The 24,873-nt window shown below is 54.0% G+C and carries 26 protein-coding genes; 20 read left to right on the forward strand and 6 right to left on the reverse strand.

Annotation, left to right across the window (positions count from 1 at the left end; translation table 11 throughout):
- Positions 1-11: 11 nt before the first annotated feature.
- The gene (locus PCH01S_RS21115) at positions 12-476 is read right to left on the reverse strand and encodes a MarR family winged helix-turn-helix transcriptional regulator (RefSeq protein WP_042232757.1); all 465 of its coding nucleotides are present in this window, start codon (positions 474-476) and stop codon (positions 12-14) included.
- A 197-nt stretch (positions 477-673) separates the two neighbouring features.
- On the opposite strand from PCH01S_RS21115, the gene PCH01S_RS21120 reads away from it, so the two are divergent.
- Both PCH01S_RS21120 and PCH01S_RS21125 read left to right on the forward strand, forming a co-directional pair.
- A complete protein-coding gene (locus PCH01S_RS21120) occupies positions 674-2,029 on the forward strand; it encodes a sensor histidine kinase (RefSeq protein ID WP_042232758.1) in 1,356 nt (451 codons plus the stop codon).
- Between the two features lie 51 nt (positions 2,030-2,080).
- Positions 2,081-2,389 carry a hypothetical protein gene (locus PCH01S_RS21125; RefSeq protein ID WP_042232760.1) on the forward strand — a complete coding sequence of 103 codons (309 nt, stop codon included), beginning with the start codon at positions 2,081-2,083 and terminating at the stop codon, positions 2,387-2,389.
- Positions 2,390-2,543: 154 nt separating this feature from the next.
- Here the strand turns inward: PCH01S_RS21125 and PCH01S_RS21130 are convergent, their stop codons facing one another.
- On the reverse strand, positions 2,544-3,704 hold the full coding sequence (locus PCH01S_RS21130; RefSeq protein ID WP_042232762.1) for a cation:proton antiporter: 1,161 nt from the start codon (positions 3,702-3,704) through the stop codon (positions 2,544-2,546).
- A 284-nt stretch (positions 3,705-3,988) separates the two neighbouring features.
- Here PCH01S_RS21130 and lepB point away from each other — a divergent pair, with 284 nt between their 5' ends.
- Positions 3,989-4,543, forward strand: coding sequence for a signal peptidase I (gene lepB, locus PCH01S_RS21135; RefSeq protein ID WP_042232764.1), 555 nt, complete (start codon positions 3,989-3,991; stop codon positions 4,541-4,543).
- Between the two features lie 66 nt (positions 4,544-4,609).
- On the forward strand, positions 4,610-5,167 hold the full coding sequence (locus tag PCH01S_RS21140) for a flavin reductase family protein (RefSeq protein WP_042232767.1): 558 nt from the start codon (positions 4,610-4,612) through the stop codon (positions 5,165-5,167).
- Between the two features lie 116 nt (positions 5,168-5,283).
- On the opposite strand, the gene PCH01S_RS21145 is transcribed toward PCH01S_RS21140, so the two are convergent.
- The 3 genes from PCH01S_RS21145 to PCH01S_RS31765 form a co-directional block, all read right to left on the reverse strand.
- Positions 5,284-5,751 (reverse strand): GNAT family N-acetyltransferase, encoded by a 468-nt coding sequence (locus tag PCH01S_RS21145; protein WP_042232769.1) that lies wholly within the window; start codon positions 5,749-5,751, stop codon positions 5,284-5,286.
- A 155-nt stretch (positions 5,752-5,906) separates the two neighbouring features.
- Entirely contained in the window at positions 5,907-6,371 is a 465-nt protein-coding gene (locus tag PCH01S_RS21150; RefSeq protein ID WP_042232773.1) for an FxLYD domain-containing protein, read from the reverse strand.
- Between the two features lie 496 nt (positions 6,372-6,867).
- Positions 6,868-7,095, reverse strand: coding sequence for a helix-turn-helix transcriptional regulator (locus PCH01S_RS31765; protein WP_042232775.1), 228 nt, complete (start codon positions 7,093-7,095; stop codon positions 6,868-6,870).
- Between the two features lie 508 nt (positions 7,096-7,603).
- Between PCH01S_RS31765 and rsmD the strand changes: the two genes are divergently transcribed.
- Positions 7,604-8,170, forward strand: coding sequence for a 16S rRNA (guanine(966)-N(2))-methyltransferase RsmD (rsmD, locus tag PCH01S_RS21165; RefSeq protein ID WP_042232781.1), 567 nt, complete (start codon positions 7,604-7,606; stop codon positions 8,168-8,170).
- Between the two features lie 30 nt (positions 8,171-8,200).
- Positions 8,201-8,713 (forward strand): pantetheine-phosphate adenylyltransferase, encoded by a 513-nt coding sequence (gene coaD / locus PCH01S_RS21170; RefSeq protein ID WP_042232783.1) that lies wholly within the window; start codon positions 8,201-8,203, stop codon positions 8,711-8,713.
- A gap of 49 nt (positions 8,714-8,762) precedes the next feature.
- Here coaD and PCH01S_RS21175 read toward each other — a convergent pair whose 3' ends face one another.
- Positions 8,763-10,061 (reverse strand): hypothetical protein, encoded by a 1,299-nt coding sequence (locus PCH01S_RS21175; protein WP_042232785.1) that lies wholly within the window; start codon positions 10,059-10,061, stop codon positions 8,763-8,765.
- A gap of 129 nt (positions 10,062-10,190) precedes the next feature.
- On the opposite strand from PCH01S_RS21175, the gene PCH01S_RS21180 reads away from it, so the two are divergent.
- The 14 genes from PCH01S_RS21180 (at position 10,191) to PCH01S_RS21245 (ending at position 24,832) form a co-directional block, all read left to right on the forward strand.
- Positions 10,191-11,375: a SepM family pheromone-processing serine protease gene (locus PCH01S_RS21180; RefSeq protein WP_042232787.1), complete on the forward strand. Its 1,185-nt coding sequence runs from the start codon at positions 10,191-10,193 to the stop codon at positions 11,373-11,375.
- 59 nt (positions 11,376-11,434) lie between these two features.
- Complete coding sequence (locus PCH01S_RS21185; RefSeq protein WP_042232788.1) at positions 11,435-11,950, forward strand: YceD family protein; 516 nt, start codon at positions 11,435-11,437, stop codon at positions 11,948-11,950.
- A gap of 33 nt (positions 11,951-11,983) precedes the next feature.
- Positions 11,984-12,157 carry a 50S ribosomal protein L32 gene (rpmF, locus tag PCH01S_RS21190; protein WP_009673368.1) on the forward strand — a complete coding sequence of 58 codons (174 nt, stop codon included), beginning with the start codon at positions 11,984-11,986 and terminating at the stop codon, positions 12,155-12,157.
- A gap of 201 nt (positions 12,158-12,358) precedes the next feature.
- On the forward strand, positions 12,359-12,973 hold the full coding sequence (fapR, locus tag PCH01S_RS21195) for a transcription factor FapR (protein ID WP_036739470.1): 615 nt from the start codon (positions 12,359-12,361) through the stop codon (positions 12,971-12,973).
- Positions 12,957-13,946 (forward strand): phosphate acyltransferase PlsX, encoded by a 990-nt coding sequence (gene plsX / locus PCH01S_RS21200; protein ID WP_042232792.1) that lies wholly within the window; start codon positions 12,957-12,959, stop codon positions 13,944-13,946. Before fapR ends, plsX begins: the two co-directional genes overlap by 17 nt.
- Positions 13,947-13,955: 9 nt before the next feature.
- Positions 13,956-14,942, forward strand: coding sequence for a beta-ketoacyl-ACP synthase III (locus PCH01S_RS21205; RefSeq protein WP_042232794.1), 987 nt, complete (start codon positions 13,956-13,958; stop codon positions 14,940-14,942).
- Positions 14,943-14,968: 26 nt separating this feature from the next.
- Positions 14,969-15,895: an ACP S-malonyltransferase gene (gene fabD, locus PCH01S_RS21210; RefSeq protein WP_042232797.1), complete on the forward strand. Its 927-nt coding sequence runs from the start codon at positions 14,969-14,971 to the stop codon at positions 15,893-15,895.
- Between the two features lie 38 nt (positions 15,896-15,933).
- Positions 15,934-16,674, forward strand: a complete 741-nt coding sequence (fabG, locus tag PCH01S_RS21215; protein WP_042232798.1) for a 3-oxoacyl-[acyl-carrier-protein] reductase — start codon at positions 15,934-15,936, stop codon at positions 16,672-16,674.
- 103 nt (positions 16,675-16,777) lie between these two features.
- A complete protein-coding gene (gene acpP / locus PCH01S_RS21220; RefSeq protein WP_042232799.1) occupies positions 16,778-17,011 on the forward strand; it encodes an acyl carrier protein in 234 nt (77 codons plus the stop codon).
- Positions 17,012-17,127: 116 nt separating this feature from the next.
- The gene (fabF, locus tag PCH01S_RS21225) at positions 17,128-18,363 is read left to right on the forward strand and encodes a beta-ketoacyl-ACP synthase II (RefSeq protein WP_084706659.1); all 1,236 of its coding nucleotides are present in this window, start codon (positions 17,128-17,130) and stop codon (positions 18,361-18,363) included.
- Positions 18,364-18,384: 21 nt separating this feature from the next.
- Positions 18,385-19,086, forward strand: a complete 702-nt coding sequence (gene rnc, locus PCH01S_RS21230; protein ID WP_042232802.1) for a ribonuclease III — start codon at positions 18,385-18,387, stop codon at positions 19,084-19,086.
- 474 nt (positions 19,087-19,560) lie between these two features.
- Entirely contained in the window at positions 19,561-23,139 is a 3,579-nt protein-coding gene (gene smc / locus PCH01S_RS21235) for a chromosome segregation protein SMC (RefSeq protein WP_042232803.1), read from the forward strand.
- A gap of 143 nt (positions 23,140-23,282) precedes the next feature.
- Positions 23,283-24,272 (forward strand): signal recognition particle-docking protein FtsY, encoded by a 990-nt coding sequence (ftsY, locus tag PCH01S_RS21240; RefSeq protein WP_042232805.1) that lies wholly within the window; start codon positions 23,283-23,285, stop codon positions 24,270-24,272.
- A 209-nt stretch (positions 24,273-24,481) separates the two neighbouring features.
- Positions 24,482-24,832 (forward strand): putative DNA-binding protein, encoded by a 351-nt coding sequence (locus PCH01S_RS21245; protein ID WP_042232807.1) that lies wholly within the window; start codon positions 24,482-24,484, stop codon positions 24,830-24,832.
- The last annotated feature ends 41 nt before the right edge of the window (positions 24,833-24,873 follow it).

The raw sequence follows: 24,873 nt of genomic DNA on the forward strand, positions 1-24,873 counted from the left end.
ACTCCATTTCTCTATGATTTACAGCATTTTCCGTTGTTGTCATCTTCATTTCCGGCGATATTTTGCAGCTTCTCGGAAATTTTCATCAGCGACTCCAGCTCGTCCGGGTCAAGCCGCGAATAATACTGCTTAATGACTTCGAAAGATTTAAGCTTCGCTTCTTTGAGCACGCTCTGTCCGTGTTCCGTAAGGGATACCATTACGACACGGCGGTCGTTCTCATCGTGATGCCGGACGACAAACTTGTTCTGTTCCATCCGGTCGATCATGACGGTAATGGCGCTGGGCTTCACTTCCATCATTTCGGCCAACTGGGTGATTTTACCCGGCCCGGTCTCCGAGATCCAGTTCAGTACGTGAAATTGCGGACCGGTCAGCCCCATTTCTTTAAAATGAGACATCTGAGGCCCGATCCGTCGGTAAAAGGACATAGTAGCCCGCAAAATCCGGGCTACGTAATCTTCGTTATCAAGCACGGAAGAAAGTCTCCTCCTTTCAGATTCACAAAATTGTTTTCACTAGTTATTATTTAAACTATATAAATATTAAGCTGTATGTATAAAAAAGTCAATGATACTGTTTGCAAAAAACGGAGCGCTCTGCCGGAAAAGAAGCAAAACGCTATCCCGATGTGCTACAATGAAAAAAGCAGGTATAGTTGCGGAGGGTGTAGATGAGAACGACGATAAACCAACATAGAAAACCGGTATGGATCGGCTCCCTGCTGGGCCTGCTGACCGCCTGCATCCTAATCGGACAAGCGTACGCTTTTCTCTGGACGGAGCAGCAGAAGGCAAACAGCCGGAACCATCTGTTCTGGGATTCGTATTTAAACGCCATGTATGGTGTCGATAAAAATTGGTCTTCCGTAATTAAACAGTTAAAAGAAGATTCAGACCCGCAGCGCTTAGCCGGAGAAGTCGGTCTTCGCTTGTACAATGCCGATCAGAAGCTGCTCTTCGACGCGGCCGCATCGTCTTCTTCCGATAAGGAAGACCCTGCAGCCGGCCGCATTGACCTGCGAACCGTTAAGGATGGCAGCCGGACTCTGGGTTATTATAGTTTGCCCGCCTCGCCATTCCATCATCCGGAGCCGCCGTTTTGGGCCGCCGTTCTGGCGGGCTCCCTGCTCGTCGGAGCTGCAGCCGGCCTCTATCTGAAACGGGGGGACAACCGGCTTCGAGCGGTGCTCGACCGTATCCTCTTCCGTCTTGCCGTTCTGGCGAGGGAAGACGGATCGGAGCCCTCCTTCAGGCGGGGCAAAGAAAACGGCGGCACGGACATACACGCCAGAACGGCGGAAATCGATGCCCTGCTTACGGGCATCGAGGACAAGCTGAGGCAGATGGAAACCGTGAGGCCGCGCATGGTCGCGGATCTGACCCAGGAGCTCAGGCGTCCGCTTACGGTGCTCCGCTCCAGCCTGGAGCAGGCGCAGATCGAAGAGAAGAGACTGACGACCGATAAGGCGGCGGTACTCTTCGAGGAAGTCAGCCGCATGTCGGCGCTCGTGAACGACATGCAGCAGCTCATGCTCGCCGAATCCGGCCATCTGGAGCTGGAGCGGCAGTGGTTCTCGCTGCGGGCGAGCCTTGATCCGCTGATCGCCCGCCTGGAGGCGGAAGCGCGCGTCTCGGGCATCGAGCTGCGCTACTCGCCGTCCAGAGAGGTCAGCCTTTACGGCGACCGCCACAAGCTGGAGCAGGCGTTCGGCCATCTGCTCGGGAACGCCGTACGGCTGGCTCGTTCGTCGGCCTCCGTATCGGTCACCGTCAACGATCTGGAAGTGACCGTCACCGTCCGTGACGACGGAGCCGGCCTTGCGCACGACGAGATTCCGCATCTGTTCGAGCGCTTTTACCGGACCGCTTATCCGTCGGCCGCCGCGGCTTCCGAACCGGGGCTGGGCTTCGGGATGGCGCTGGTCAAACAGTATGTGGAGGCCCACAACGGAAGTGTCCGGGTCACAAGCGAAGCGGGTCAGGGAACGTCTTTTACCGTTCGTCTGCCTATATTTACCGGAACTTAAACCGGATAGAATAAGGGCTGCGGGCATACCTTCAAATGAGGAGGGACGACGATGAGCTACCTTAAATTGCTGCAAATTTACGAAAATGACGGGTTGACGCCTAAACGCGCCACCTCATTCCGATACGATCAAATGCTCGGAACCATCCTGCAAGAAATGAAGCCCACGGAAGTGGGAAGTTCCATGGTACTCTGCCGTGTGGACGATTTCCGGTCTTTCCAGACAACCCGGGTTCAAGCCATCGACCGGGACGGTTCGGAGTTCCGGGTGCTCACCCGGAACACGATCTATCACTTCGAGATCGTGGAGAGCCGGAACGTTTCCCCGGCTTCACGCCGCGCGTTATGCGAGACTTCGTGAAGCTAAGGGCAAATCACAGGCATTCGCCAAAACGCATGCGGGTGCCCGGTCATGCGCCGCTGCGCCGCGTAAGCGGAAACTTGCGTGCGGTGTGCAAAAACGCCTCCCAGCCAATTTTATCGGGCTGAGAGGCGTTTTTTTTGTCAGACGCAGGTTACTCGGCGGAATGGTGTGCCGCGGCAGGGGCGCTCTTTTCGCTGAAAAAGAGCTTCATCATCGGCGGAGTGACGATAGTGGTCACGAGAACGACCACGACGATAACCGCGAACATTTCTGCGGAAAGCAGCCCGGACTCCTGACCGATGGCGGCAATGATCAAGGCGACTTCGCCGCGGGATACCATGGCCGCGCCGATGGCCAGTGAACTGCGCCACTTGAATCCGGCGAGTCTGGCGCCGATTGCGGAACCGGCCAGTTTCGTCGCGATGGCAAGAAGACTGAGGATCACGATAAGCCCGATCGATGAGGAGATTCCCTGAAATTGTACGGTAACTCCGATGGACGTAAAGAAAACGGGAACGAAGATGGAGTAGCCGATCGTCTCCACTTTTTCGAACACTTCGTGCTTGTAGTTCGTCAGGCTGATGGCCACGCCGGCGATATAAGCGCCGATAATGGCCGCAACTCCGGCATATTCCGCCAAATAAGCGTAACCGAAGCAAATGATGAGAGCGGCGGTGATTACAGTCTCCGTAACGCGCAGAGGAGCGAACTTTTTCAGAATCCAAGGGACTGCCTTCCAGGCGAGCAGAAGAGCCGCCGCGAAGAAAACGACCTTTTTCACGACAATCATGCCCAGATTTACGTCTCCGCCCGCCATGCTCATCAGAAAAGCAAGCGCGATAATGACCAGCACATCGTCGATGACGGCCGCCCCGAGGATCGTCGTTCCTTCTCTGGATTTCAGTTTGCCCATCTCCTTGAGCGCTTGGACCGAGATGCTGACGCTGGTCGCGGACAGGAGAAGACCGAGAAACGAAGCTTCCAGCGGAGATTGATTCAGCAGGATGCCGGCGAGATAACCGAGGCCGAACGGGACGATAATGCCGGCAACCCCGACGTAACCGGAGGCTTTGCCCGTACGTTTAAACTCCTCCGTATCGGTTTCGAGACCTGCGATGAACATTAGCAGAATGACCCCGATTTGACTGATTTCCTGCAGCACATCCGTATTCGTCACAAGTCCGAGAAGATTCGGTCCCAGCACAATCCCGATAAGAAGCTTTCCCAGAACCGAAGGCTGACCCAGCCTTACACTGATATCCCCAGCCAGTTTCGATGCGAGCAGAATAATAGCCAGTTGAAAAATTAGCACGTGCCGCCTCACACTCCTTGTTGTCTTATTGTAGTCCCGGAATTCGTAAAAGCATGCAAAAAGAGCCCGCTACCAAAACCCGCTATGTAGACATAGCAAGGCCTTGGTGACAGGCTCCTCCGGGAACTGCAATTTTAAGTTGCTACAATTATACACCGGGGAGCGGGCGAAATCAATGGAAACAGATGGGGCGGACAGTGGACGTTCAAAGAAGCCTTTTTTCGCAAGTCGCATCATGGCGTGGTATAATTTAGGAAATAAGGTGTGGAAAGGAAGATGTTTGGGTGAAAATAGTCAGGGAAGTATTGGGTTGGGCCGGTTCCATCGGCATTTCGTTCGCTCTCGTTCTGTTTATCGGTATTTTCGTTTTTCAGCCTTACAAAGTCGACGGACATTCCATGGATCCCACGCTTCAGGATGAACAGCGCATTTACATCTCGAAGCTGACGCATACCTTTGCCCAGGAACCGGCATACGGGGACATCGTCGTGATCGACAGCCGGGTGGACCGTCCCCGCACGTTTAAGGACAGCTTTATGGAGCAGCCGGTTATACAATGGATTGCAGGCAGCGCGAAAGAGAAGACTTTTTTCGTCAAAAGGGTGATCGGTAAAGCGGGGGACGTCCTGGAATTCAAAGATCATCAGGTATACCGGAACGGACAGGTGCTGTCCGAGCCGTATTTGAAAGAAACGATGCAGTTCGTTTCGGATAAGAAATGGACGGTGCCCGAAGGTCATGTTTTCGTGATGGGAGATAACCGCAACGACAGTTGGGACAGCCGCAACATCGGATTTATCCCGCTTGATCATGTGATGGGTGTCAAAAAACTGCCGTAACCGTTTGCGGAAGCATCGGCAAAGGTCTGCTTGCAAGCGGCGGCTGATACCGAAAAGGGGATTAGTATGAGAACACCTACGGATGATCAGGCCTGGTACAGTTATCCCGGGATGGTGGCCGTCGTGACTTCACGCTATGGAGGCCGGCAAAATGTGATGGCTTCCGGGTGGCACACCTACATAGGCTCCTCTCCCGGCATATATGGAATTTCTTTGAGAAAAGAGACGCATACTTACTCGCTGATAGAGAAGAGCGGCGTATTCGGTGTTCATTTTCTTCCGAGTTCGAAGTCGGAGCTCATACAGGCGGTGGGAACGTTCAGTGGAAGAGATATGGACAAGTACAAGGAGCTGGGCATTGCTTATGACAACGGACTTGCGGCGGATATTCCTGTTTTGAGGGATGCGTATTATGCTTACGAGTGCAGAGTCATGGATATCCGGACTTACGGGGACCATGAATGGATTGCCGGAGAAATTCTTCAGCGGTATAAGGATGAAGAATTGTTCTTGGACAACGGGCTGCCTGATTTGGGCAAGCTTCAAATTCCTTTGTACATGGGAAGGTCTACCTACCGTATCGTGGAGGAAAACACGAAAGAAGCGCGGCATCTGTTCGGATAGGCCCGTTCGTGCATAGGAGAAAAACAAACCGCCCCGCTTAGCGAGGCGGTTGTTCTGTTTGTGGTTTGCGGTTGTTGCAGGGGCGTAAAGGCCGGTCCGGGACGTCCGGAAACGACTCAACGGACCGCCTTTTGAAAGAGGCTAATATAAAAATCCGGCGCGACTTCCAGATCCCGGTCATGCTTGTAACCGTTTTTGGCATAAAGATTTTTCGCCGGAACATTGTCCTTTCCCGTCGCTACTTTAAATAGCGAGACGTGGCCCATGTCGGACTCCAGTGTGTTTAAGAGCTGCTGGGCGATGCCTTTTTTGAAATGATCCGGGTGGACGACCATCCGGCAAATCGTAACCGTTTCTTCTTCGACCGTGCAGGAAACGGCCCCGGCAAGCTGATTATCGAGGAAATAGCCTCTAAATTGTTCGCCGCATGCCTGAAACTCCTCGAAAGTTTCTTTTAACGGCGGAATTTCATAGAAATTAATAAGTTTAGCTTCAATTAAGTAAGATTCCCGTTGTAATTCATACAGGCTGCGTACGAGCCCGGTGTCGTTAAAATCAATGGTTCGAATAGTGCCTTCGCTCAAATTGGTCACCTCGTAAGATTATTTGAATGATTTCTATCATACGGAGCGGGGATTTTAATTTACATGGAAGCTTTAACTATAACCAATCTTTCCGGCGGTTTACTTTACAGTCTGAATGAAAGTAAAACCCCCGTGCCATTAGGCCGGGGGGATTTTTAGATTGAAGTGTCAACTTGGAACTCAACTTTTTTATAACCGTCCAGCTTATCAATAGATACGAACTGAACAGTTTTGCTTTCACCTTTTTTCATCCCTTCAACGCCGCCTTGTGCGATCCCTAGACGTTTTTCGTCTTTATCATAAAGTACTGCACTCAGAATGGCTGCTTGAATATCTTTATCTCCGGTATTTTGTACTTTAGCCGTTACCATCCACATTCCGGCCGATTCTTTTACGGATACTCCCGTAATTTTAAAGTCTCCAGCCGTATACTCGCCCTCTTTAGCTTTAGGAGCTTCGGTAGGTTTTGTTGTAGTTTCCGGAGTCGCTTTAGGAGTTTCGCTAGGAGCGGTACTAGCAGTCGGTGTTGTTGTCTGTGATGAGGTTTTAGCCGGTTGTTCTGAACTGCAGCCAGCGGCTAAAACCAGGGCGGCGACGGATACAAAAAGAATCTTCTTCATTTTCTCCCCCTATGAACGTAAACCATATTTAAAATACAATTGCTAGTTTACCAGATGCAGGGAATTATATCCATATGATTTGAGACTTTCTGTATTATAGCGAAGATACCCCCGTGCCTAATGGCCGGGAGCTTTTTTTCTGCATCACTTCCGAGGGACGAATCGAAAGATTGAATATTTCTCCGGTTCACTGGTTTTCCTTATATATTCTTGTGCTTCAAGTTCGGTCAGACATTCGGCTACTACTCGATTTGACCGAATAATAATGTATGGCAAGTGACACACCTCTATCTATTTTATTCGTTCCACCTCAACAAAAGAGGAAGAATAGGACAGCTACGTAAAACAATAGGCCAAAGAAGATCATGTGGCCGCCGAGTTCGCCTTTATCAAATCTCTTTTTCATTTTCAACCGACGATCATATAGATTACATTAATTGTAAACTAATTGACCTAATTGGGTCAAAATTTCCGTATGGAGAGAGCATAAATCGCTCTACCACCGCTTACCTTGTTCGTCTGCCCATACATAAAGGTCATCAATAGTGCAATCCAGGATTATCGCGGCCTCCTTTGATTTGGTTAAGGATAAATGCCGTATTCCCTTTACGACCTTATGGATAAAGGCATCCGAAACATCGAGTCGTCGGGCTAGTTGAGTTTGTGTCATTCCGGCTTGTGCCAGGAGTTCAGGCAAGCGGCTCCTCTCGATACGGAGCGCCAAAGAAACGTACCTCCTTCGCGGACAAATTCATGGTGTCTGGTAAATTGTATCATGCTTATTTCAAACAGGTAAACGACCCTGTCAAATAGGTGCATATCTATAGAAGAAACGGTAAAATTTTTTATATGAACAAAAGCGCATGGCACAGCAGAAAAACAAATGACTTGCCGCCTTTTTTGCCACCTTATGAGGATTTTGAAAAATAAAATAAAATTAAGAATGAGTAAAACCCTTGATTTATATGGACTTATAAATAAAAATCGGCCCCCGTATCACTACGAGGGCCTTTCATGGGAGAGGAGAAACCGGACGAAGAGCTTATGGGGAAACGTAAGTCTTCTCCGCGGTTGTCTACGACACTTTTGATGTCGATAATTCAAGGATATCCGAAAAAAAGACAGGCTATACCCAGACAGGAAATTTTTTTCAAGCCTTTTTGTGCAACGAACAAAGATTGTGGTACGATAACAGAAAACCGACAAGAACATGACAGTGGGGAATTCAGCGTATGAGAGTGATTTCTGGAAGCGCCCGGGGCCGTTCTTTAAAAGCCGTACCCGGGATGAGCACGCGTCCGACGACCGATAAGGTCAAGGAGGCGATCTTTTCGATGATCGGGCCTTACTTTGAGGGGGGCGAGGGGCTGGATCTGTTCGCCGGTACCGGCGGCCTTGGGATAGAGGCTTTGAGCCGAGGGCTGGACACATGCATATTTATCGACCTGGAGAAAAAAAGTCTGGATACCGTGCGCCACAATCTGGAGGTTACCGGATTGACGGATCGTGCGGAAATATACCGCAATGATGCGGGACGGGCACTGAAAGCTCTGGAAAAACGGGGTAAGCAGTTCGGGCTTGTTTTCCTGGACCCGCCTTACCGGTTTAAAATTACCGGAGAACTTATGCAAAAGATGAAAGGATTGGGACTGCTCGAGCAGGGGGCGACGATCGTGGTGGAACATGACGCCGCGGATAAGCTTCCGGAGGTTTTCGAGGGTTTTGTCATGCAGCGGCGAGCCGATTACGGGGATACGGCCGTGACCTTGTACACTTTTGAAAACACCGGGCTGAACTGAACCGAACATGAAGAAGGAGCTGACACAGCTGTGCATCAGGAAAAACCACGATTGAAAATAGCGGTTTATCCGGGAAGCTTCGATCCCGTGACGAACGGCCATTTGGACATTATCCGCCGGGCGGCCAAAGTTTTTGATAAATTAATCGTAGCCGTACTGAATAACACGTCGAAAAATCCTTTGTTTTCACTAGAAGAACGAATTGAGCTTTTGACGAAAGTAACAAGGGACATTCCGAACGTCGAGGTGGACGGGTTCCGGGATCTTCTGATCAATTACATGGAGTCTAAAGATGTACATATTATTGTCCGGGGACTTCGGGCAGTCTCCGATTTCGAGTACGAGCTGCAGTTGTCGACGATGAACAATAAATTAAATGAAGAAGTCGAAACGTTCTTTATGACTTCTTCGCCGCAGTATTCCTTCCTCAGCTCCAGCATCGTAAAGGAAATTGCCCGTTTTCACGGTCCGGTTTCCCATTTTGTTCCCCGGGAAGTGGAGGAAGAGCTGAAATTGAAATTTGCCGGCACACGGCAACCGTAGGACCAGGAAGGCTGCCGGGCGCAGGCTTCCTCCTTCTATTAAGGGCCTGTCAGGCTTTAGGGCCCGCATGAAGTCTTCGCTGCGCAAATGCATGCAGTGCGTAGGACAGAATGCAGCCTGCAGCCAGCACGAGCAGAAGAAGGCCAAGCTGCGCGAAGGCAGGCATCCAAACGTTTAAGGAAGAAAACAAAAACCTTTCTCCTGTCTCAGCTATAGGGGGGAGTGTTCCCGAGACTTCAAGCGTTTGCCGTCCGGAAGATACAGATGGAAACAAACCGCTTGTGAAACGCCATAACAGAAGAACAAGCAGGTACGAAAAGGAGGCGTGAAGCAGGCGCGCCATCAGAAAAGGGAGATACCGCAGACCGGCGCCGTAGGCGGCGCTCAGGGCCTGGGCGTGGGAAGATAACCCGCCGAACCCTAGAAAAGCCGCGATTAAGGCGAGTTTGATGCTCTGTGGCAGCGCCTGCTCTCCGGCCGCGGCATGAGCGCCCAAGTGAAGCTCGAATAAGCCGGAGGCCAGATGATGCAGCAGGTCCGGCCCTACGGGCAGTCCGAGGAGTCCGCCGGCGGCTTGGAGCATATCGGGCATTGTCAGCATGTGAATGATGACCGAGAAAATCATAATATAGCCGCCGATGACCATCAGCGACTGCACCGAAGCCGTGACGGCCTCGCCGAGCAGTTGGCCGAACGCTCGGCCGTCCTCGCTGCGGGCGCGGGCCAGGCTGCCTGCGGCCTGCCGCCACAGGGGAGCGCCGGAAGCCCCGCTCCCCGCCCCGCGGCGCTTTACGGGCGCGGGCGCGCCCGCCGGCTTCTTCTGCCGCGGCAGCACGAAGCCGAGCAGCAGCGCGCCGCCGTAATGCGCGCCGGCCAGCAGCAGCCCCAGGCGCGGGCTGTGCAGGAACCCGGTGCCGATCACAGTGACGATCAGCACCGGGCTTGCCAGATGCGACAGCGCCAGCAGGCGTTCGCCTTCGCCGCGCGTAAGCAGCTTCCGGCCGCGGAGCTTGGCCGTGAAGAGGGCGCCGCTCGGAAAGCCGCCCAGGGCTCCCGCGGCGAGCGCCAGACCGCCCGTGCCCGGCAAGCGGAGCAGGAGCCGTGCGAGCGGCTCCAGCAGGGTGCCGAGGGCGTGCACGACACCGAAACCGAGCAGCAGCTCGGTAAGAATCATAAACGGCAGCAGCGCCGGGAATACGATATTCCACCAGATCGTGATGCCCTCCAGGGATGCCTGGAGCGCCTTGTCCGGAAAAGCGATAATCGACGCGACCAGGGCGGCCGCAAGACTGCCGAGCAGAAGCGTGGTACGATACCCGCCGCCGCGGTGCGTTAGGGATTTCGGCATGTAAACACCTCGATTCGTTTGCTACATGTGTACGCCGGACCGAAGATGTTTAGACCAAGCCCGCCCCGCATACACTAACAAACATCCATTCTCCGATTTTCGGAAACGGAACGGGAGGGAACCCTTGAAATGAACGACAAAAATCATGAAAACCAGCGTTACAACGAAGAACGGGAACAAGAAGAAAGCGAACGGGAAGTCGGCTTCGAGAACGGGGACGATGCCCGGGAGAGGCCCGTCATCCGCAGGGCGCATCCGCAGAGGGGTTCCAGGCGTTTTTTCACTTCGCTTCTTGTGGGCTTTCTCTGCTTTGTTATCCTGTTTTACGTTCCTCTGCCCTTTTTTATTTATATGCCCGGTACGGCTGAGGCCGTTCACCCGATGGTCAGCGTCCCCAAGAGCAACAATACCGATGAGAAAGGCTCGCTTATGCTCGTGACGGTCCGGGTGGCCAATGCGAACGTGGTGACGTATCTGTGGTCCCTGGCCAACAAATACGACGAACTTCAGCTTAAGAAAGACGTTCTCCGGGGGATGTCCGAGAAAGATTACAGCCAGCAGCAGCAGTTCGTCATGCTGACTTCTCAAAGCGACGCGATCCAGACCGCATACAAGAAGGCGGGCGTTCCTTTCCATATAAAAGGAGAGGGCGTCATGGTCACGGGCCTCTCGCCGGGTCTTCCCGCGGAGAAAGTCATGCAGGCCGGAGACAAGGTCACCAAAGCGGACGAGAAGGACATCAAAACTTCTCAGGACCTTTTCGCCTTTCTGGAAAACAAGAAAGAAGGAGACACCGTCACGCTGACCTTCATCCGCGGGGATAAAGAGATGACGGCGCCGCTCACGCTGGCCAAGCTGCCGCCCGATAAAGACACGGGCAAGAGCCGCGTGGGAATCGGGATTACGATGGCCGAAATGCAAAGTGTCCAGGCGGACGATCCCTCCAAGCAAGTGACCATTAAAGCGGGCGAAATAGGCGGGCCCTCGGCAGGTCTGATGTTTTCTCTGGAGATTTACAACCAGCTGCTTCCCGAGGACATCACGAAGGGGCACAAAATCGCGGGAACCGGAACGATCGACACGGAAGGCAAAGTAGGCGTTATCGGCGGGATCAAGCATAAAGTCATCGCGGCCGACCGCGAAGGAGCCGAGATCTTTTTTGCTCCCCAGGATCTCAAAACAGACAAAGGTACGATCTACAATTACACGGATGCTTTGGCCCGCGCCAAGGAAATCGGAACGAAGATGAAGATCGTTCCCGTCGAGACGATGGACGACGCCCTAAAGTATTTGGCGGAGCTTCCTCCGAAATGATTGACAAACCGGAAGAATAATAGCTATAATTATCTTTGTTTGTTTGAGGTGATAAAAACATGTGGATTCAACTTAAAGACATCATGGCCAAAGGACAGCCTGTTGCCATCCGCGAATCGCTTAACAGCGAAACGCTGCTGAAGGGCCGCAAGGATATTTTGTCCGCAGGACCGATCGTTACGGATCTGGAGGCGAAAGCGGCGTCCGACGTCGTGGAAGTAACCGGCCGTGTTTCCGTCGAGCTTGAGTTTGGCTGTTCCCGTTGTTTGACTCCGTTCAAGCAGACGTTGAACATTCCCTTTCGGGAAATTTTTACTTCGAAGCCGGAAGTGGAAGCGCAGGCTTCCGAGGATGAGGACGAGATCGTCCATCTGGTTTGCGAAGATAAAGTGGAATTGAACCCTTACATTGAAGAGAATATACAGCTTGAGCTGCCGCTGGCGCCGGTTTGCCGGGAAGACTGCAAAGGGCTTTGTCCCGAATGCGGAACGAACCGCAACGAACGCGACTGTGGCTGCAAGAACGAACGGATCGACCCGAGACTGGCCGGTCTGGCTGATTTTTTCAACTCGTAGGGATATGGGGATTACGTTAAGGAGGTGGAATTCATGGCAGTACCGTTCAGAAAAACATCCAAAACCCGCCGCGACAAGCGCCGTACCCACTTCAAATTGGAAGTTCCGGGCATGGTTAAGTGCGAGCAGTGTGGAGAACTGAAGCTTTCTCACCGCGTTTGCAAAAACTGCGGCACATACAAAGGCAGAGAAATCGTACAAGCTTAATTTTATTAAGCTGACAAATAGTACTTCATCTTAGGTGAGGTGCTATTTTTTTTGTCCAAAAGCTGGGAGCGAAAATCCGGTAAAGGGAGGAGCGGGGCGGATTTACCCGCAAGGCTTCCCTTTTGCACGCAAATTATATATACTACTTTTAGTACTAGGTAATAAGAGGAGGCCATATTACCGGCCGTCTCCACAAGCAGGGTGGTGCTTGTCATCGAACGTCTTCCGAAACGCACTCGTCAGCAGCAACTGCTGCAGGCAATTGAAGATAATCCGTTTCTGACGGATGAAGAATTAATGCGCAAGTTTCAGGTTAGCATTCAAACCGTTCGACTGGACCGTCTCGAGCTGGGGATACCCGAGCTGCGCGAACGGATCAAGCATATGGCGGAGCGTTCCTACGACCAGGTGCGTTCCCTGCCCATTGATGAAGTGATCGGGGAAATCATCGATCTGCAGCTCGACAAGAGCGGCATTTCCATGTTTGAACTGACCGAAGATCATGTTTTTTCCCGTACGAAAATCGCGCGTGGGCATCATATTTTCGCCCAGGCCAATTCGCTCGCCGTTGCGGTCATCAACGATCCGATCGCGCTTACCGCTTCGGCCGACATTCGATTTATCCGCTCTGCCATGCTTGGCGAGAAATGTATCGCGAAAGCGTACGTCAAGTCCCTGTCGAAGGGGAAAGCCAAAGTGGATGTGCAGACGTTTATCGGAGACGAGGTTGTTTTCGAAGGCAGCTTCGTCATCTTTCACTCCAAGAAAGAACAACTACGAACAGAAGGTGGGCAAGCCAATGCGGATCGCAATTGACGCAATGGGCGGCGACCACGCCCCGGCAATCGTCGTGGAAGGGGCTCTGGCGGCAGCCAAGGAATGGGCCGATGCCGAGCTTCTGCTCGTCGGCGATTCGGCGAAGATCGAGGCGCTGCTTACCGAGCGCCCCTCGAATCTTCGCGTTATCCACGCCTCCGAGATCATCGAAGCCGAAGACGAGCCCGTCCGGGCCGTTCGCCGCAAGAAAGACGCCTCGATGGTCGTCGCGGGCCGGTTGGTCAAGGAAGGCGAGGCCGACGCGATGATTTCGGCCGGCAACACCGGCGCCCTTATGACGACGGGGCTTCTCGTCGTCGGCCGGGTACCCGGCATCGAACGCCCGGCTCTCGCGCCGATGATCCCGACGCTGGACGGCAGAGGTGTTCTCGCGCTTGACCTGGGAGCGAACATGGACTCAAGTCCGGAAAATCTGCTCCAATACGCCATCATGGGCAGCATTTACAGAAGCAAGGTTCACGGCATGGACCGTCCGCGCGTAGGTCTGCTGAACATCGGCACGGAAGCGATGAAAGGGAATGAGCTGATGAAGGCGGCGTATCCGCTGCTGGAGCAAGCTCCCATACATTTCGTAGGCAACGTCGAGTCCCGAGACATTCTTCACGCTGAATACGACGTTATCGTGTGTGACGGATTTGCCGGCAACATTATGCTGAAAACGCTGGAGGGGACGGCCTTGGCCATTTTCTCCGCTTTGAAAACCGAACTTACCCGTACGACGCTGACCAAACTGGCCGCGGCCGTGCTGAAACCGGGCTTGTCCGCTTTCAAGGAAATGTTCGATTACACGGAGCACGGAGCGGCTCCACTGCTCGGATTAACCGGGCTCGTGCTGAAAAGCCACGGCTCGTCCGACGCGAAGGCGATCAAGAACGCCGTGCGCCAGGCGAGAACGGCGCTGCAGAACGACCTGGTCGGCGCAATCGCTACTGAAATCAAGAACGGGAAGTGAGTGGTCCTAATGAATGGCATTCCTGTAGGCATTCTGGGCACGGGTAAATATGTGCCTGATCGGGTTTTAACGAATCAGGAACTGGAATCTATGGTGGAGACGAACGATGAATGGATCGTGACGCGCACCGGAATCCGGGAACGGAGAATGGCGGCTCCCGAGCAGGCAACCTCCGATTTGGCGCTTGAGGCTTCACGCATTGCGCTTGAAAAGGCCGGAATTACGGCAGATCAGCTGGACCTGATCATTGTGGCTACCGTTACGCCGGATATGGCGTTCCCATCGGCTTCGTGCATTCTGCAGGAGAAGCTGGGCGCCAAGAACGCGGCGGCCTTCGATTTGGCCGCAGCCTGCGCCGGCTTTATTTACGGCTTGGCCAACGCGTCCAATTTTATCGCGAACGGTATTTACAAGTATGCGCTGGTCATAGGAGCGGATACCTTGTCGCGGATCACGGATTACACGGACCGCAACACGTGCATTCTGTTCGGCGACGGAGCCGGCGCGGTCGTGATCGGCGCGGTGCCGGAAGGACGCGGCTTCAAGTCCTTTGAGCTCGGAGCGGACGGCTCTGGAGCGGAGCTTCTGAAAATCGCCGGCGGCGGTTCCCGCAACCCGGCGACTCCCGAAAGCATCGATCAGCGTCTTCATTACATCTATATGGCCGGCAGCGAAGTGTTCAAATTCGCGGTCCGCATCATGGGATCGGCCGCGGAAGAAGCGCTCCGCAAAGCGGGACTTCATAAGAACGATATCGATCTTCTGATTCCGCACCAGGCGAACATCCGGATTATCCAATCCGCGCTCAACCGTCTGGAGCTGACCGAGGACAAATGCATGATCAACCTGGACCGCTACGGTAACATGTCGGCCGCTTCCATTCCGGTAGCGCTGGCGGAGGCTGCCGAGCAGGGCCGTCTTAAAGAAGGCGACACGACGGTGCTGGTCGGCTTTGGCGGCGGACTGACTTGGGGAGCGTCCGTTCTGGTCTGGTAAAACGAGGAAGGGGAATACTGACGTTTATGGGCAAGATAGCTTTTGTATTTCCGGGACAGGGAGCCCAGTCCGTCGGCATGGGGAAGGATGCTTATGCCGCTCATGAAGGGGCGAAGCGCGTCTTCGACGAGGCCGACAAGGCGCTGGGATACTCCTTATCCTCTCTCATATTCGAGGGACCCGAGGATGAACTGAAAATCACGTATCATACACAACCCGCTCTGCTTACCGCGAGTGTGGCTTATCTGGAAGTGTTCCGCCAAAAAGGCATTGTGCCGGACTTTACGGCCGGTCACAGCCTGGGCGAGTACTCCGCGCTGGTTGCCTCCGGGGTGCTTGGTTTCGAGGATGCCGTGCGCACCGTGCGAGCGCGCGGCGAGTTTATGGAGCAGGCGGTACCGGGCGGACTCGGCGCGATGGCTGCCGTACTGGGAGCCGAGCGCGGGGCGCTGGACGAGCTTTGCCGCTCCGTCAGCGCCGAGACCGGCGCAGTTGAGCTGGCCAATATCAACTGCCCGGGCCAAATCGTCGTTTCCGGCACCCGCGAAGGTGTGCAGGCGGTCGTGGACCGCGCCAAAGAAATCGACGCGAAACGGGCGATTCCGCTCGAAGTGAGCGGACCGTTTCACTCCTCGCTGATGAAATCGGCTTCGGAGAAGCTGGCGGACGTGCTTGCGGGCCTCAGCCTGCAGGAAGCGGCCGTGCCCGTCGTGGCTAACGTGACGGCGCGTCCGGTCACTTCGCCGGATGAGATCAAGGACCTTCTGGTCCGCCAGGTGTATTCTCCGGTGCTGTGGGAAGACACCGTCGCGTGGCTGATCGAGCAGGGTGTGGACACCTTCGTCGAGATCGGCTCGGGGACGGTGCTTGCCGGCCTGATCAAGAAAGTCAGCCGGAGCGTGAAAGTCGTTTCCGTCAACAGCCTGGAAGCGGCGCTTCAGGCCGAGATTTAAGCGTCACACAAATTCATGATGTAGTGGGAGGACAAGCCATGCTGAGTGGTAAAGCGGCGCTCGTTACCGGAGCTTCCCGCGGAATCGGCCGTGCGATTGCCCTGGAACTTGCCGCAAGCGGGGCCGATGTGGCAGTCAACTATGCAGGCAGCGAGCAAGCTGCGGAAGAAGTCGTTAAAGAGATCGAGGCGATGGGAAGACGCGCGGTTAAGCTGCGCGGTGATGTTAGCAATTCCCAGGAAGCCGAAGATCTTGTCAAACAGACGATTGAAGCCTTGGGCAGTCTGGACATACTGGTGAATAATGCCGGAATTACCCGGGATAATCTCATTATGCGGATGAAAGAGGAAGACTTTGACATCGTCATCGCGACCAATCTCAAAGGCGTTTTCAACTGCACCAAAGCGGCGACCCGTCCCATGATGAAACAGCGTTCGGGCCGCATTATCAATATCTCGTCCGTCGTGGGCGTGCTCGGCAACCCCGGGCAGGCCAATTACGTGGCGGCGAAAGCGGGCGTTATCGGTCTCACGAAGGCGTCCGCCAAGGAACTTGCGTCCCGCGGGATTACCGTCAATGCGGTAGCGCCGGGCTTCATCTCCACCGATATGACCGACAAGCTGCCGGAAGAGCAGAAGGCATCCCTTCTGCAGCAAATTCCGCTCGGCAAGCTCGGCAAGCCTGAGGATATCGCGAAAATCGTCCGTTTCCTAGCTTCGGACGAAGGTTCCTACATGACCGGCCAGACGCTTCACGTCGACGGCGGCATGTACATGTAAGACGCCCTACGGGGCCTGTGCCGCAGTCGGCGGTTGTCCCGCTTAGACAAGTATGGCATTTTGATTCGTATTCTCGTATAATACCAAGGAGGAGGTGAGCCGGATGTCCGACGTACTAGATCGCGTAAAGAAAATTATCATCGACCGTTTAGGGGTAGAAGAGTCTGAAGTTACCCTTGAAGCGTCTTTCAAAGAAGATTTAGGTGCTGATTCTCTCGATGTTGTAGAATTGGTTATGGAACTTGAAGATGAATTTGATCTGGAGATTTCCGACGAAGATGCTGAGAAGATTACGACTGTGGGAGAAGTAGTGAATTACATAAAATCTCATACGTAAAAATCTTTGGAGTCCCGTTCTAAAAAGAGTCCCGTTCTCATAAAGGCGGGACTTCTCCTCATTTTCTGAACGTAGAAAAAGCGAGAGAAAACACCCTTAATTCAGAGGTGGTACACGTGAATAGAGTTGTTATTACAGGACTTGGAGTTATGAGCTCCCTGGGTCAAGAAGTGAATACTTTCTGGGGCAATCTGCTTGCGGGTAAATCCGGTGTCAGCGCTATCGAAAGCTTCGACGTAAGCGAGTATCCGACGCGCATCGCCGCATCCGTCAAAGATTTCAACCCCGAAGATTATATAGATAAACGTGAAGCAAGAAAAATGGACCGCTTCGTTCAGTTTGCGGTTGCGGCCAGCATCAACGCCTTGAAGAGCTCCGGCTTGAACATACAGGAAGATACGGATCCCGAGCGGGTCGGCGTTTATGTCGGTTCCGGAATCGGCGGCCTGTCGACTTGGGAAGAACAGCATAAGATTCTGCTTGAAAAAGGACCGAAGAGGGTCAGCCCGTTCTTCATTCCGATGATGATCGCGAATATGGCTTCAGGCCAAATCTCGATGATTACCGGAGCGAAGGGTCCGAACAGCACGGCGGTTACCGCTTGCGCGACCGGAACGCACTCCATCGGAGATTCGTTCAAACTCATTCAGCGCGGAGACGCCGATGTGATGATCTGCGGCGGAGCCGAAGCGACCATCAGCCCGACGGGCGTGGCCGGTTTCTGCGCGCTCCGTGCGATGTCCACCCGCAACGACGAGCCTGAGAAGGCGAGCCGTCCTTTCGACACGGGCCGTGACGGCTTCGTGATGGGCGAGGGTGCGGGTGTCCTCGTGCTGGAGTCGCTTGAGCACGCACAGAAGCGCGGTGCCCACATCTACGCCGAAGTCATCGGCTACGGAATGAGCGGCGACGCGCATCATATGACGGAGCCCGATCCGGACGGAGCGGCCCGCTGCATGATCAAAGCGATCAAGGACGCAGGCATCGCGCCGGAAGACATCGACTACATCAATGCGCACGGTACGAGTACGCCGGTCGGGGACAAGTCCGAAACGTCTGCCATCAAGAAAGCGCTGGGCGAGCATGCTTACAAAGTCGCTGTCAGCTCGACGAAATCCATGACCGGTCATCTTCTGGGTGCGGCCGGCGGCGTTGAAGCCGTTATTTGCGGGCTTACGCTCGAAAACGGTATCATTCCGCCGACGATTAACCTGGACGACCAGGATCCGGAATGCGACCTGGATTACGTGCCGAACGTTCCCCGCAATAGCGACGTTCAGGTGGCCATGTCCAACTCCTTCGGGTTCGGCGGACATAACGCAACGATTATTTTGAAAAAATATCAAGCCTAACAACCGGCCGGTGGTGAGAACATGAACCGAGACGTCAATCAGCTTCTAGCCGACATGGAGATCCGCTTTCAAGACCTCGATTTGCTTAGGCAGGCTTTTACGCACTCTTCCTATGTGAATGAACACCGGATGGCGAATTATCAGGACAATGAGCGTCTTGAGTTTTTGGGTGATGCCGTTTTGGAACTAACGGTGTCGGAATACTTGTATTTCAAGTATCCGCACCGCACAGAGGGAGAGCTGACGAAGCTTCGGGCGTCGATCGTTTGTGAACCTTCGTTAGTGAACTTTGCGGAGAAGCTCAATTTCGGGAGTTACGTACAGCTCGGCAAAGGCGAGGAGATGACGGGAGGCCGTTCGCGTCCCGCGCTTCTTGCCGATGTTTTCGAGTCTTTTATCGGAGCGCTGTACCTGGACCAGGGGCTTGAAGCGGTTAAGCTCTTTTTGGAGCAGCATGTGTTTCCCTATGTATCGGCGGAGGGCAAGCTGCTCGTGATCGATTACAAGACGCAGCTGCAGGAGCACACCCAGCACCACAATATGGGAGCGCTCGAATACCGTATCGTGGAAGAGCGGGGTCCGGCTCACGAGAGAGAGTTTGTGGCTGAGGTCTACATGGATGCCAAACAGCTCGGCAAAGGGGCCGGACGTTCCAAGAAAGAAGCGGAACAGCAGGCGGCTTCCCAGGCATTGACGAAGCTGAATGTGCCCATGGAGCGTTAGAAGCGCAGCAAGAAGGCTGACGCGGCGGAGTATCGTCTCCGAGCGCGCCGTCCTATAAAGAAGAGAAAGAGCAGCCCAGGAGCTGCTCTTTTCTTTTGCGCTCTATTTTGAACGCGGGATATGGTACAATAGAGGCTGGGTTAGCGCCGGGCCGCAGTCTTTTATGGGGATAAATTCCACGGTTTGAAAAATAATTGAAGAGAGACCGGGTAGTCTGTCAGAGGGGTTGTTAACGCCTGACGACTCCAAGGCACCCTGTCTGACCGTAAGCCTAGGCAGTCAGGAGAGCTGTGAACGCAGCCCGCCCATTCTTACGAAGCGGCTTTTCTTGCGAAAAAGCCGGCGTCGCTTATAAAGTAACTTTGCTGCACGCAAAGTTAAGCAGTCCTTACGAATTAAACTTTTCTTGCGAAAAGTTTTGTAACGCTTACGAAGTAACTTTGCTATCGCAAAGTTTTGAGGTGAAAAGAATCTATGTTTTTGAAGCGGATTGAATTATCCGGATTTAAGTCGTTCGCGGACCGCACGGAGCTGGAGTTCGTCAAAGGAATCACGGCTGTGGTCGGTCCGAACGGCAGCGGGAAGAGCAACATTTCAGACGGCATCCGCTGGGTGCTGGGGGAAACGAGCGCGAAGAGTTTGCGCGGCGGCAAGATGGAAGATGTGATTTTTGCCGGCAGCGACGCGCGCAGAGCCGTTAATTACGGTGAAGTATCGCTCACGCTCGACAATACGTCCCAGTCGCTGCCTCTCGATTACAACGAGGTGACGGTCAGCCGGCGTGTGCACCGGAGCGGAGACAGCGAGTATTTTATAAACAAGCAGTCCTGCAGGCTGAAAGACATTACCGAACTGTTTATGGATACGGGAATCGGCAAAGAGGCGTATTCGATTATCGGCCAAGGCCGGATCGAAGAAATTTTGAGCAATAAATCGGAAGAGCGCCGCAGTATTTTTGAGGAAGCATCCGGAATCGTCAAATATAAATCGCGCAAGAAGGAGTCGGAGAAGAAGCTTCAGGAAACCGAACAGAATCTTCTGCGCATTCATGACCTCGTTACGGAGCTGGAAGATCAGATCAATCCCTTGCGGGAGCAGGCCGAGAAAGCGATCCGCTACAAAGAGCTGAAGGAAGAACTGAAGCACAGCGAAATCGCCGTATACGTTCACCAGATCGATCAGATCTATGTCTCCTGGTCGGAGACAAACGAGAAGCTTACCGCTTTGAAAAAGGAGCAGCTCAGCTTATCCACGTTTGTCAGTCAGCACGATGCCCAATTGGAGAAACACCGCTGGGAAACGAAACGGCTGGAGGAAGAACTGGAGAAGCTTCAGGAAACCCTGCTGCAAATCTCCGAGGATTTCGAAAAATGCGAAGGCCACGGCGAGGTGCTCAAGGAACGGAAGAAAAATTTCGCTTCCAACGAACAGCAGCTGGAGCAGACCCTCGTTTTTCAGGAAACGAGATTTTCGGAGAAAGAAACGGAGCTGGCCGGGCACCGTGAGAAAATCGTACATATCGGCGCGCAGCTGTTCGAGTATCAAGCCAAGCTGTCCGAAGAGGAGAATCGTCTCCAGGGGGTAAGCGGCGGCTTGAATTCGGGCGTGGAGGATCAACTGAAATCCGAGCTCCTCGATAAAATGAATGCGATGGCGCAGTGCCGCAACGAGATCCGTTATGCGGAGCAGCAGCTCGAATCGTTGGCGCGGCGGCTTCAAAAGCTGGAAGAAGAGGGGCAGAAGAGGACCGCTCTGCAGTCCGATATCGCGGCCCGCAAGAAGCAGCTTGAAACAAAACTGGAGCAGACCCGTAAAGAAGTCGAGAAGATCCGCTCCGCTTATCTCGATTTGAGCGAAAGTCTCAAGAAGAAGCAGACTCTGCTGGAAGAATCGTCCGGCATGCTGCGCAAATGGGAGCAGCGGATCGACGCGCTCACATCCAGGCGCGACACGATGAAGGAAATGCAGAACGATTACGACGGCTTTATGCACGGGGTTAAGGAAGTGTTAAAAGCAAAGAACCGTCCCGACGGGCTCAAAGGGATCCACGGGGCCGTCGCGGAGCTTGTCAGCGTGCCGGCGGAAATCGAGCTGGCCGTGGAAACGGCTCTCGGCGGAGCCTTGCAGAATATCGTCGTGGCGACGGAAGCTTACGGCCGCGAAGCGATTGCCTTCCTGAAGCGCAGGCAGATGGGGCGCGCGACATTTCTGCCCATGGATGTCATCCGGGGACGTTCGATCGGTGAAAGTGAGCGAGGTGCGCTGACCTCTTCGAACGGGTTCGTCGGCATCGGGGTTGACTTGATTAAATTCGATGCGCAGTATCACAATATTTTTTCCAGTTTACTGGGTACGGTTATTATTGCGGAAACGCTGGAAGATGCAAACCGGATTGCGGCCAAAGCCCACTACCGGTATCGTGTCGTTACGCTTGAAGGAGACATCGTTAATCCGGGCGGTTCCATGACGGGCGGCAGCCTGCAGAAAAAAAGCTCCAACCTGCTCGGCCGCCAGCGGCAGATCGAGGAGCTTGACGGCGAAATCGAAGCTTCGGAGACGCAGCTTCAGCAGCTCAAGACAAGGGCTTCCCAGGCCCGCAAGGAGATTGTCGACGACAACGCGAATTTGGAAGAGCTGCGAGGACGGGGTGAGCAGAAGCGGATCGAAGAACAGCAAATCCGCGCGGATCTGGCTCCGCTTGAAGCGGAAGTGCGCCGCATGGAGGAGCAGCTGACTCTGGAGCGCGATGACCGTTCGACGCTGCTTGAGGAACGCGGTCAGCAGGAGCGCAGCATTGAAGAAAACCGCAGGCAGCTCGAAGAGCTGCAGCAGGAAGAGGAAGCGCTCCAGCAGGCCATCCGGGACGCGGAGTCTTCGCGCAAAGCGAACGAATCGGCGAAGGAGGAACTGCAGAACCAGTTGACGGATCTCAAGGTTCGCGTTGCTTCCGCTTCGCAGGAGAAGCAGTCGCTTCAAGATCAGCAGCGGAGGCTCCAGCAGGATCTCGCGGAAGCGAAGCAGGAGCTGGAGATGAACCGCCGCCAGCTGTGGCAGCTTCGCGCGGAGATGGAATTCCATGCGGAAGAAAGCGTCAAGCAGGTGGAACTGCTCAATACGCTGAAACTCCGCAAGCAGAAATGCATGGAAGACATCGAGTTCAAACGTTCCGAACGCGCGGGATGGGTGGACAAGCTCCAGCAGGCCGAGAACGAAACCCGCGAACAGCGTACGCAGCTCAAGCAGGTGGAGGAGCAGTGCTTGCAGCACGAGGTGCGTGTGAACCGGCTGGATGTGGAGCTGGAGAACCTGCTCAAAAAGCTCGGCGAAGAGTACGAGATGAGCTATGAGCTTGCCAAAGAGCGCTACCCGGTGCCCGAGGATATCACGGGAGCACAGAACAAGGTACGCGATCTGAAGCGCTCCATCTCTTCGCTGGGCGATGTCAACTTGGGCGCGATCGAGGAATACGCCCGCGTATCCGAGCGTTACGATTTTCTTTCGGTCCAGAAGGATGACCTGGTGGAGGCGAAAACAACGCTCTACACCGTGATCCGGGAGATGGACCAGGAAATGTCGAAGCGCTTCAAAACGACATTCGATGCGATACGCTCCCATTTCGTGGTCGTATTCGTGAAGCTGTTCGGCGGAGGCCGGGCGGATCTGATTTTGTCCGATCCGGAAAACTTGCTGGAGACGGGCATCGAGATCGTAGCCCAGCCTCCGGGTAAAAAACTGCAGAACCTGCAGCTGCTATCCGGCGGGGAAAGAGCGCTCACGGCGCTTGCGCTGCTGTTCTCGATTCTGCGCGTCAAGCCCGTTCCGTTCTGCGTGCTGGACGAAGTCGAGGCGGCGCTGGACGAAGCGAACGTGACCCGTTTTGCCGAGTATTTGCGCGAATTCTCCGAAACGACCCAGTTTATCGTGGTCACGCACCGCAAGGGAACGATGGAGGAAGCGGATGTGCTGTATGGGGTTACGATGGAAGAAGGCGGCGTTTCCAAGCTTGTATCGGTACGGCTTGAAGACGAGGAAGCGATGATTTCCGCCTCTTGACGAGAAACGGCGATTCTGGAAACAAGTATCGTCCGGGAATCTGATTTCACGGGCGGTAAATCCGGTTATATAAACGTGTATTTTCAACCAGCCACTTTTCAGGCTCTTTAAGAGCCATTTCAGAAAGCGAGGAACAGCTTCAGATGAGTTTTTTTAAACGGTTAAAAGAGAGCATTTCGAGCAAAACCGAGGCGGTAACGAATAAATTTAAAGAAGGTCTCACCAAAACGCGCAATGTCTTCGTGGACCGTGTGGACGATCTGTTCAGCCGCCGCAAAAAAATCGACGAGGAATTTTACGAAGAGCTGGAAGAAATCCTGATCGGGGCCGACGTCGGGGTAAGCACGGTCATGGAGTTGATCGAGCAGTTGCGCAGTGAAGTGCGCAAACGTAAGATCGAAGATCCGAATGACCTTCAACCGGTGCTATCCGAGAAGCTGACGGAGCTCCTGAAGGGCAGCGAAGACAGCAGCATTAAGCTGGCTCCGGGCGGGCTGAGCATTATTTTGTTCGTCGGCGTCAACGGCGTGGGCAAAACGACCACAATCGGTAAAATGGCGCATATGTACAAATCGCAGGGTAAAAAAGTCATCCTGGCCGCAGGCGATACGTTCCGGGCGGGAGCGATCGAGCAGCTCGAAACGTGGGGGCAGCGTGTAGGCGTGGACGTCATCAAGCAGCAGGCGGGTTCCGACCCGGCGGCTGTCATGTTTGACGCCGTGCAGGCCGCGAAGAACCGCGGGGCGGACATTTTGCTTTGCGATACGGCGGGACGTCTGCAGAACAAGGTGAACCTGATGGAGGAGCTCAACAAGATTTACCGGGTAATCCGCAGGGAAGTTCCCGATGCTCCGCATGAAGTGCTGCTCGTATTGGACGCCACGACGGGTCAGAACGCCCTTCAGCAGGCTAAAATGTTCGGCGATAAAACCGGTCTGACCGGTCTCGTATTAACGAAGCTGGACGGTACGGCGAAAGGCGGCATCGTAGTTGCGATCCGGCAGGAGCTGAACATTCCCGTAAAATTCGTGGGATTGGGCGAGAAAATGGACGATTTGCAGCCGTTTGATTCCGAGCAGTTCGTTCACGCGCTGTTCGGCAAATGGATCGCCGAGGAAAAAGCGGAGGCTTAAGCGGGCCTCCGACCCCAGCTGAACCCCATACGGCTGGTATTGTTCGTTTGCTTGAAGGTGCTTGCGCACGAGTCTTCTCGAAGGCTGTATTTCGCGGCGCCGCGAATTTTTTAGCTGACAAGGTGTAGGGCTTGACATCCCATCCGACATCCTTTAATATAAGGACTGTTGCTGGTGTAAAGTGCATAACCTTGACGGAGGCGGGCCCTATGACGGAAGATCGTATTCTGGAGAAAACGAACCGAATTAATCTTCTGTTTGATTTCTACGAGCCCATGCTGACGGACAAACAGCAGGCTGTGCTTAAACTGTACTTTCACGACGATTACTCTCTCGGAGAAATCGCCGAGCAATTCAAGATCAGCCGCCAGGCTGTTTACGAACATGTGAAACGTGCGGAGCAGATGCTCGAAGAATACGAGAGCAAACTTCTGCTGCTGACCAGACACGAACGCCGCTTGAAGCTTTTGAGCGAAGCGGAGGAGCTGCTCCTCCAGTCGCCGGGCGACCTTGCGGACCGGGCCGCGGATTATATGCGCCGGATCGTTCATATGGAATAGAACGAATAACTCTGCCGAGGCAGAGACCCTATACAAGAAAC

Origin of the sequence: Paenibacillus chitinolyticus NBRC 15660 (assembly GCF_000739915.1) — a bacterium.
GTDB classification, from domain to species: domain Bacteria; phylum Bacillota; class Bacilli; order Paenibacillales; family NBRC-103111; genus Paenibacillus_F; species Paenibacillus_F chitinolyticus.

Coding starts and splice junctions, on each gene's coding strand:
- PCH01S_RS21120 (WP_042232758.1), top strand. CDS start 674: ATGAGAACGACGATAAACCAACATAGAAAACCGGTATGGATCGGCTCC.
- PCH01S_RS21125 (WP_042232760.1), top strand. CDS start 2,081: ATGAGCTACCTTAAATTGCTGCAAATTTACGAAAATGACGGGTTGACG.
- PCH01S_RS21140 (WP_042232767.1), top strand. CDS start 4,610: ATGAGAACACCTACGGATGATCAGGCCTGGTACAGTTATCCCGGGATG.
- PCH01S_RS21150 (WP_042232773.1), bottom strand. CDS start 6,371: ATGAAGAAGATTCTTTTTGTATCCGTCGCCGCCCTGGTTTTAGCCGCT.
- rsmD (WP_042232781.1), top strand. CDS start 7,604: ATGAGAGTGATTTCTGGAAGCGCCCGGGGCCGTTCTTTAAAAGCCGTA.
- PCH01S_RS21175 (WP_042232785.1), bottom strand. CDS start 10,061: ATGCCGAAATCCCTAACGCACCGCGGCGGCGGGTATCGTACCACGCTT.
- PCH01S_RS21180 (WP_042232787.1), top strand. CDS start 10,191: ATGAACGACAAAAATCATGAAAACCAGCGTTACAACGAAGAACGGGAA.
- PCH01S_RS21185 (WP_042232788.1), top strand. CDS start 11,435: ATGTGGATTCAACTTAAAGACATCATGGCCAAAGGACAGCCTGTTGCC.
- rpmF (WP_009673368.1), top strand. CDS start 11,984: ATGGCAGTACCGTTCAGAAAAACATCCAAAACCCGCCGCGACAAGCGC.
- plsX (WP_042232792.1), top strand. CDS start 12,957: ATGCGGATCGCAATTGACGCAATGGGCGGCGACCACGCCCCGGCAATC.
- PCH01S_RS21205 (WP_042232794.1), top strand. CDS start 13,956: ATGAATGGCATTCCTGTAGGCATTCTGGGCACGGGTAAATATGTGCCT.
- fabD (WP_042232797.1), top strand. CDS start 14,969: ATGGGCAAGATAGCTTTTGTATTTCCGGGACAGGGAGCCCAGTCCGTC.
- fabG (WP_042232798.1), top strand. CDS start 15,934: ATGCTGAGTGGTAAAGCGGCGCTCGTTACCGGAGCTTCCCGCGGAATC.
- acpP (WP_042232799.1), top strand. CDS start 16,778: ATGTCCGACGTACTAGATCGCGTAAAGAAAATTATCATCGACCGTTTA.
- rnc (WP_042232802.1), top strand. CDS start 18,385: ATGAACCGAGACGTCAATCAGCTTCTAGCCGACATGGAGATCCGCTTT.
- smc (WP_042232803.1), top strand. CDS start 19,561: ATGTTTTTGAAGCGGATTGAATTATCCGGATTTAAGTCGTTCGCGGAC.
- ftsY (WP_042232805.1), top strand. CDS start 23,283: ATGAGTTTTTTTAAACGGTTAAAAGAGAGCATTTCGAGCAAAACCGAG.
- PCH01S_RS21245 (WP_042232807.1), top strand. CDS start 24,482: ATGACGGAAGATCGTATTCTGGAGAAAACGAACCGAATTAATCTTCTG.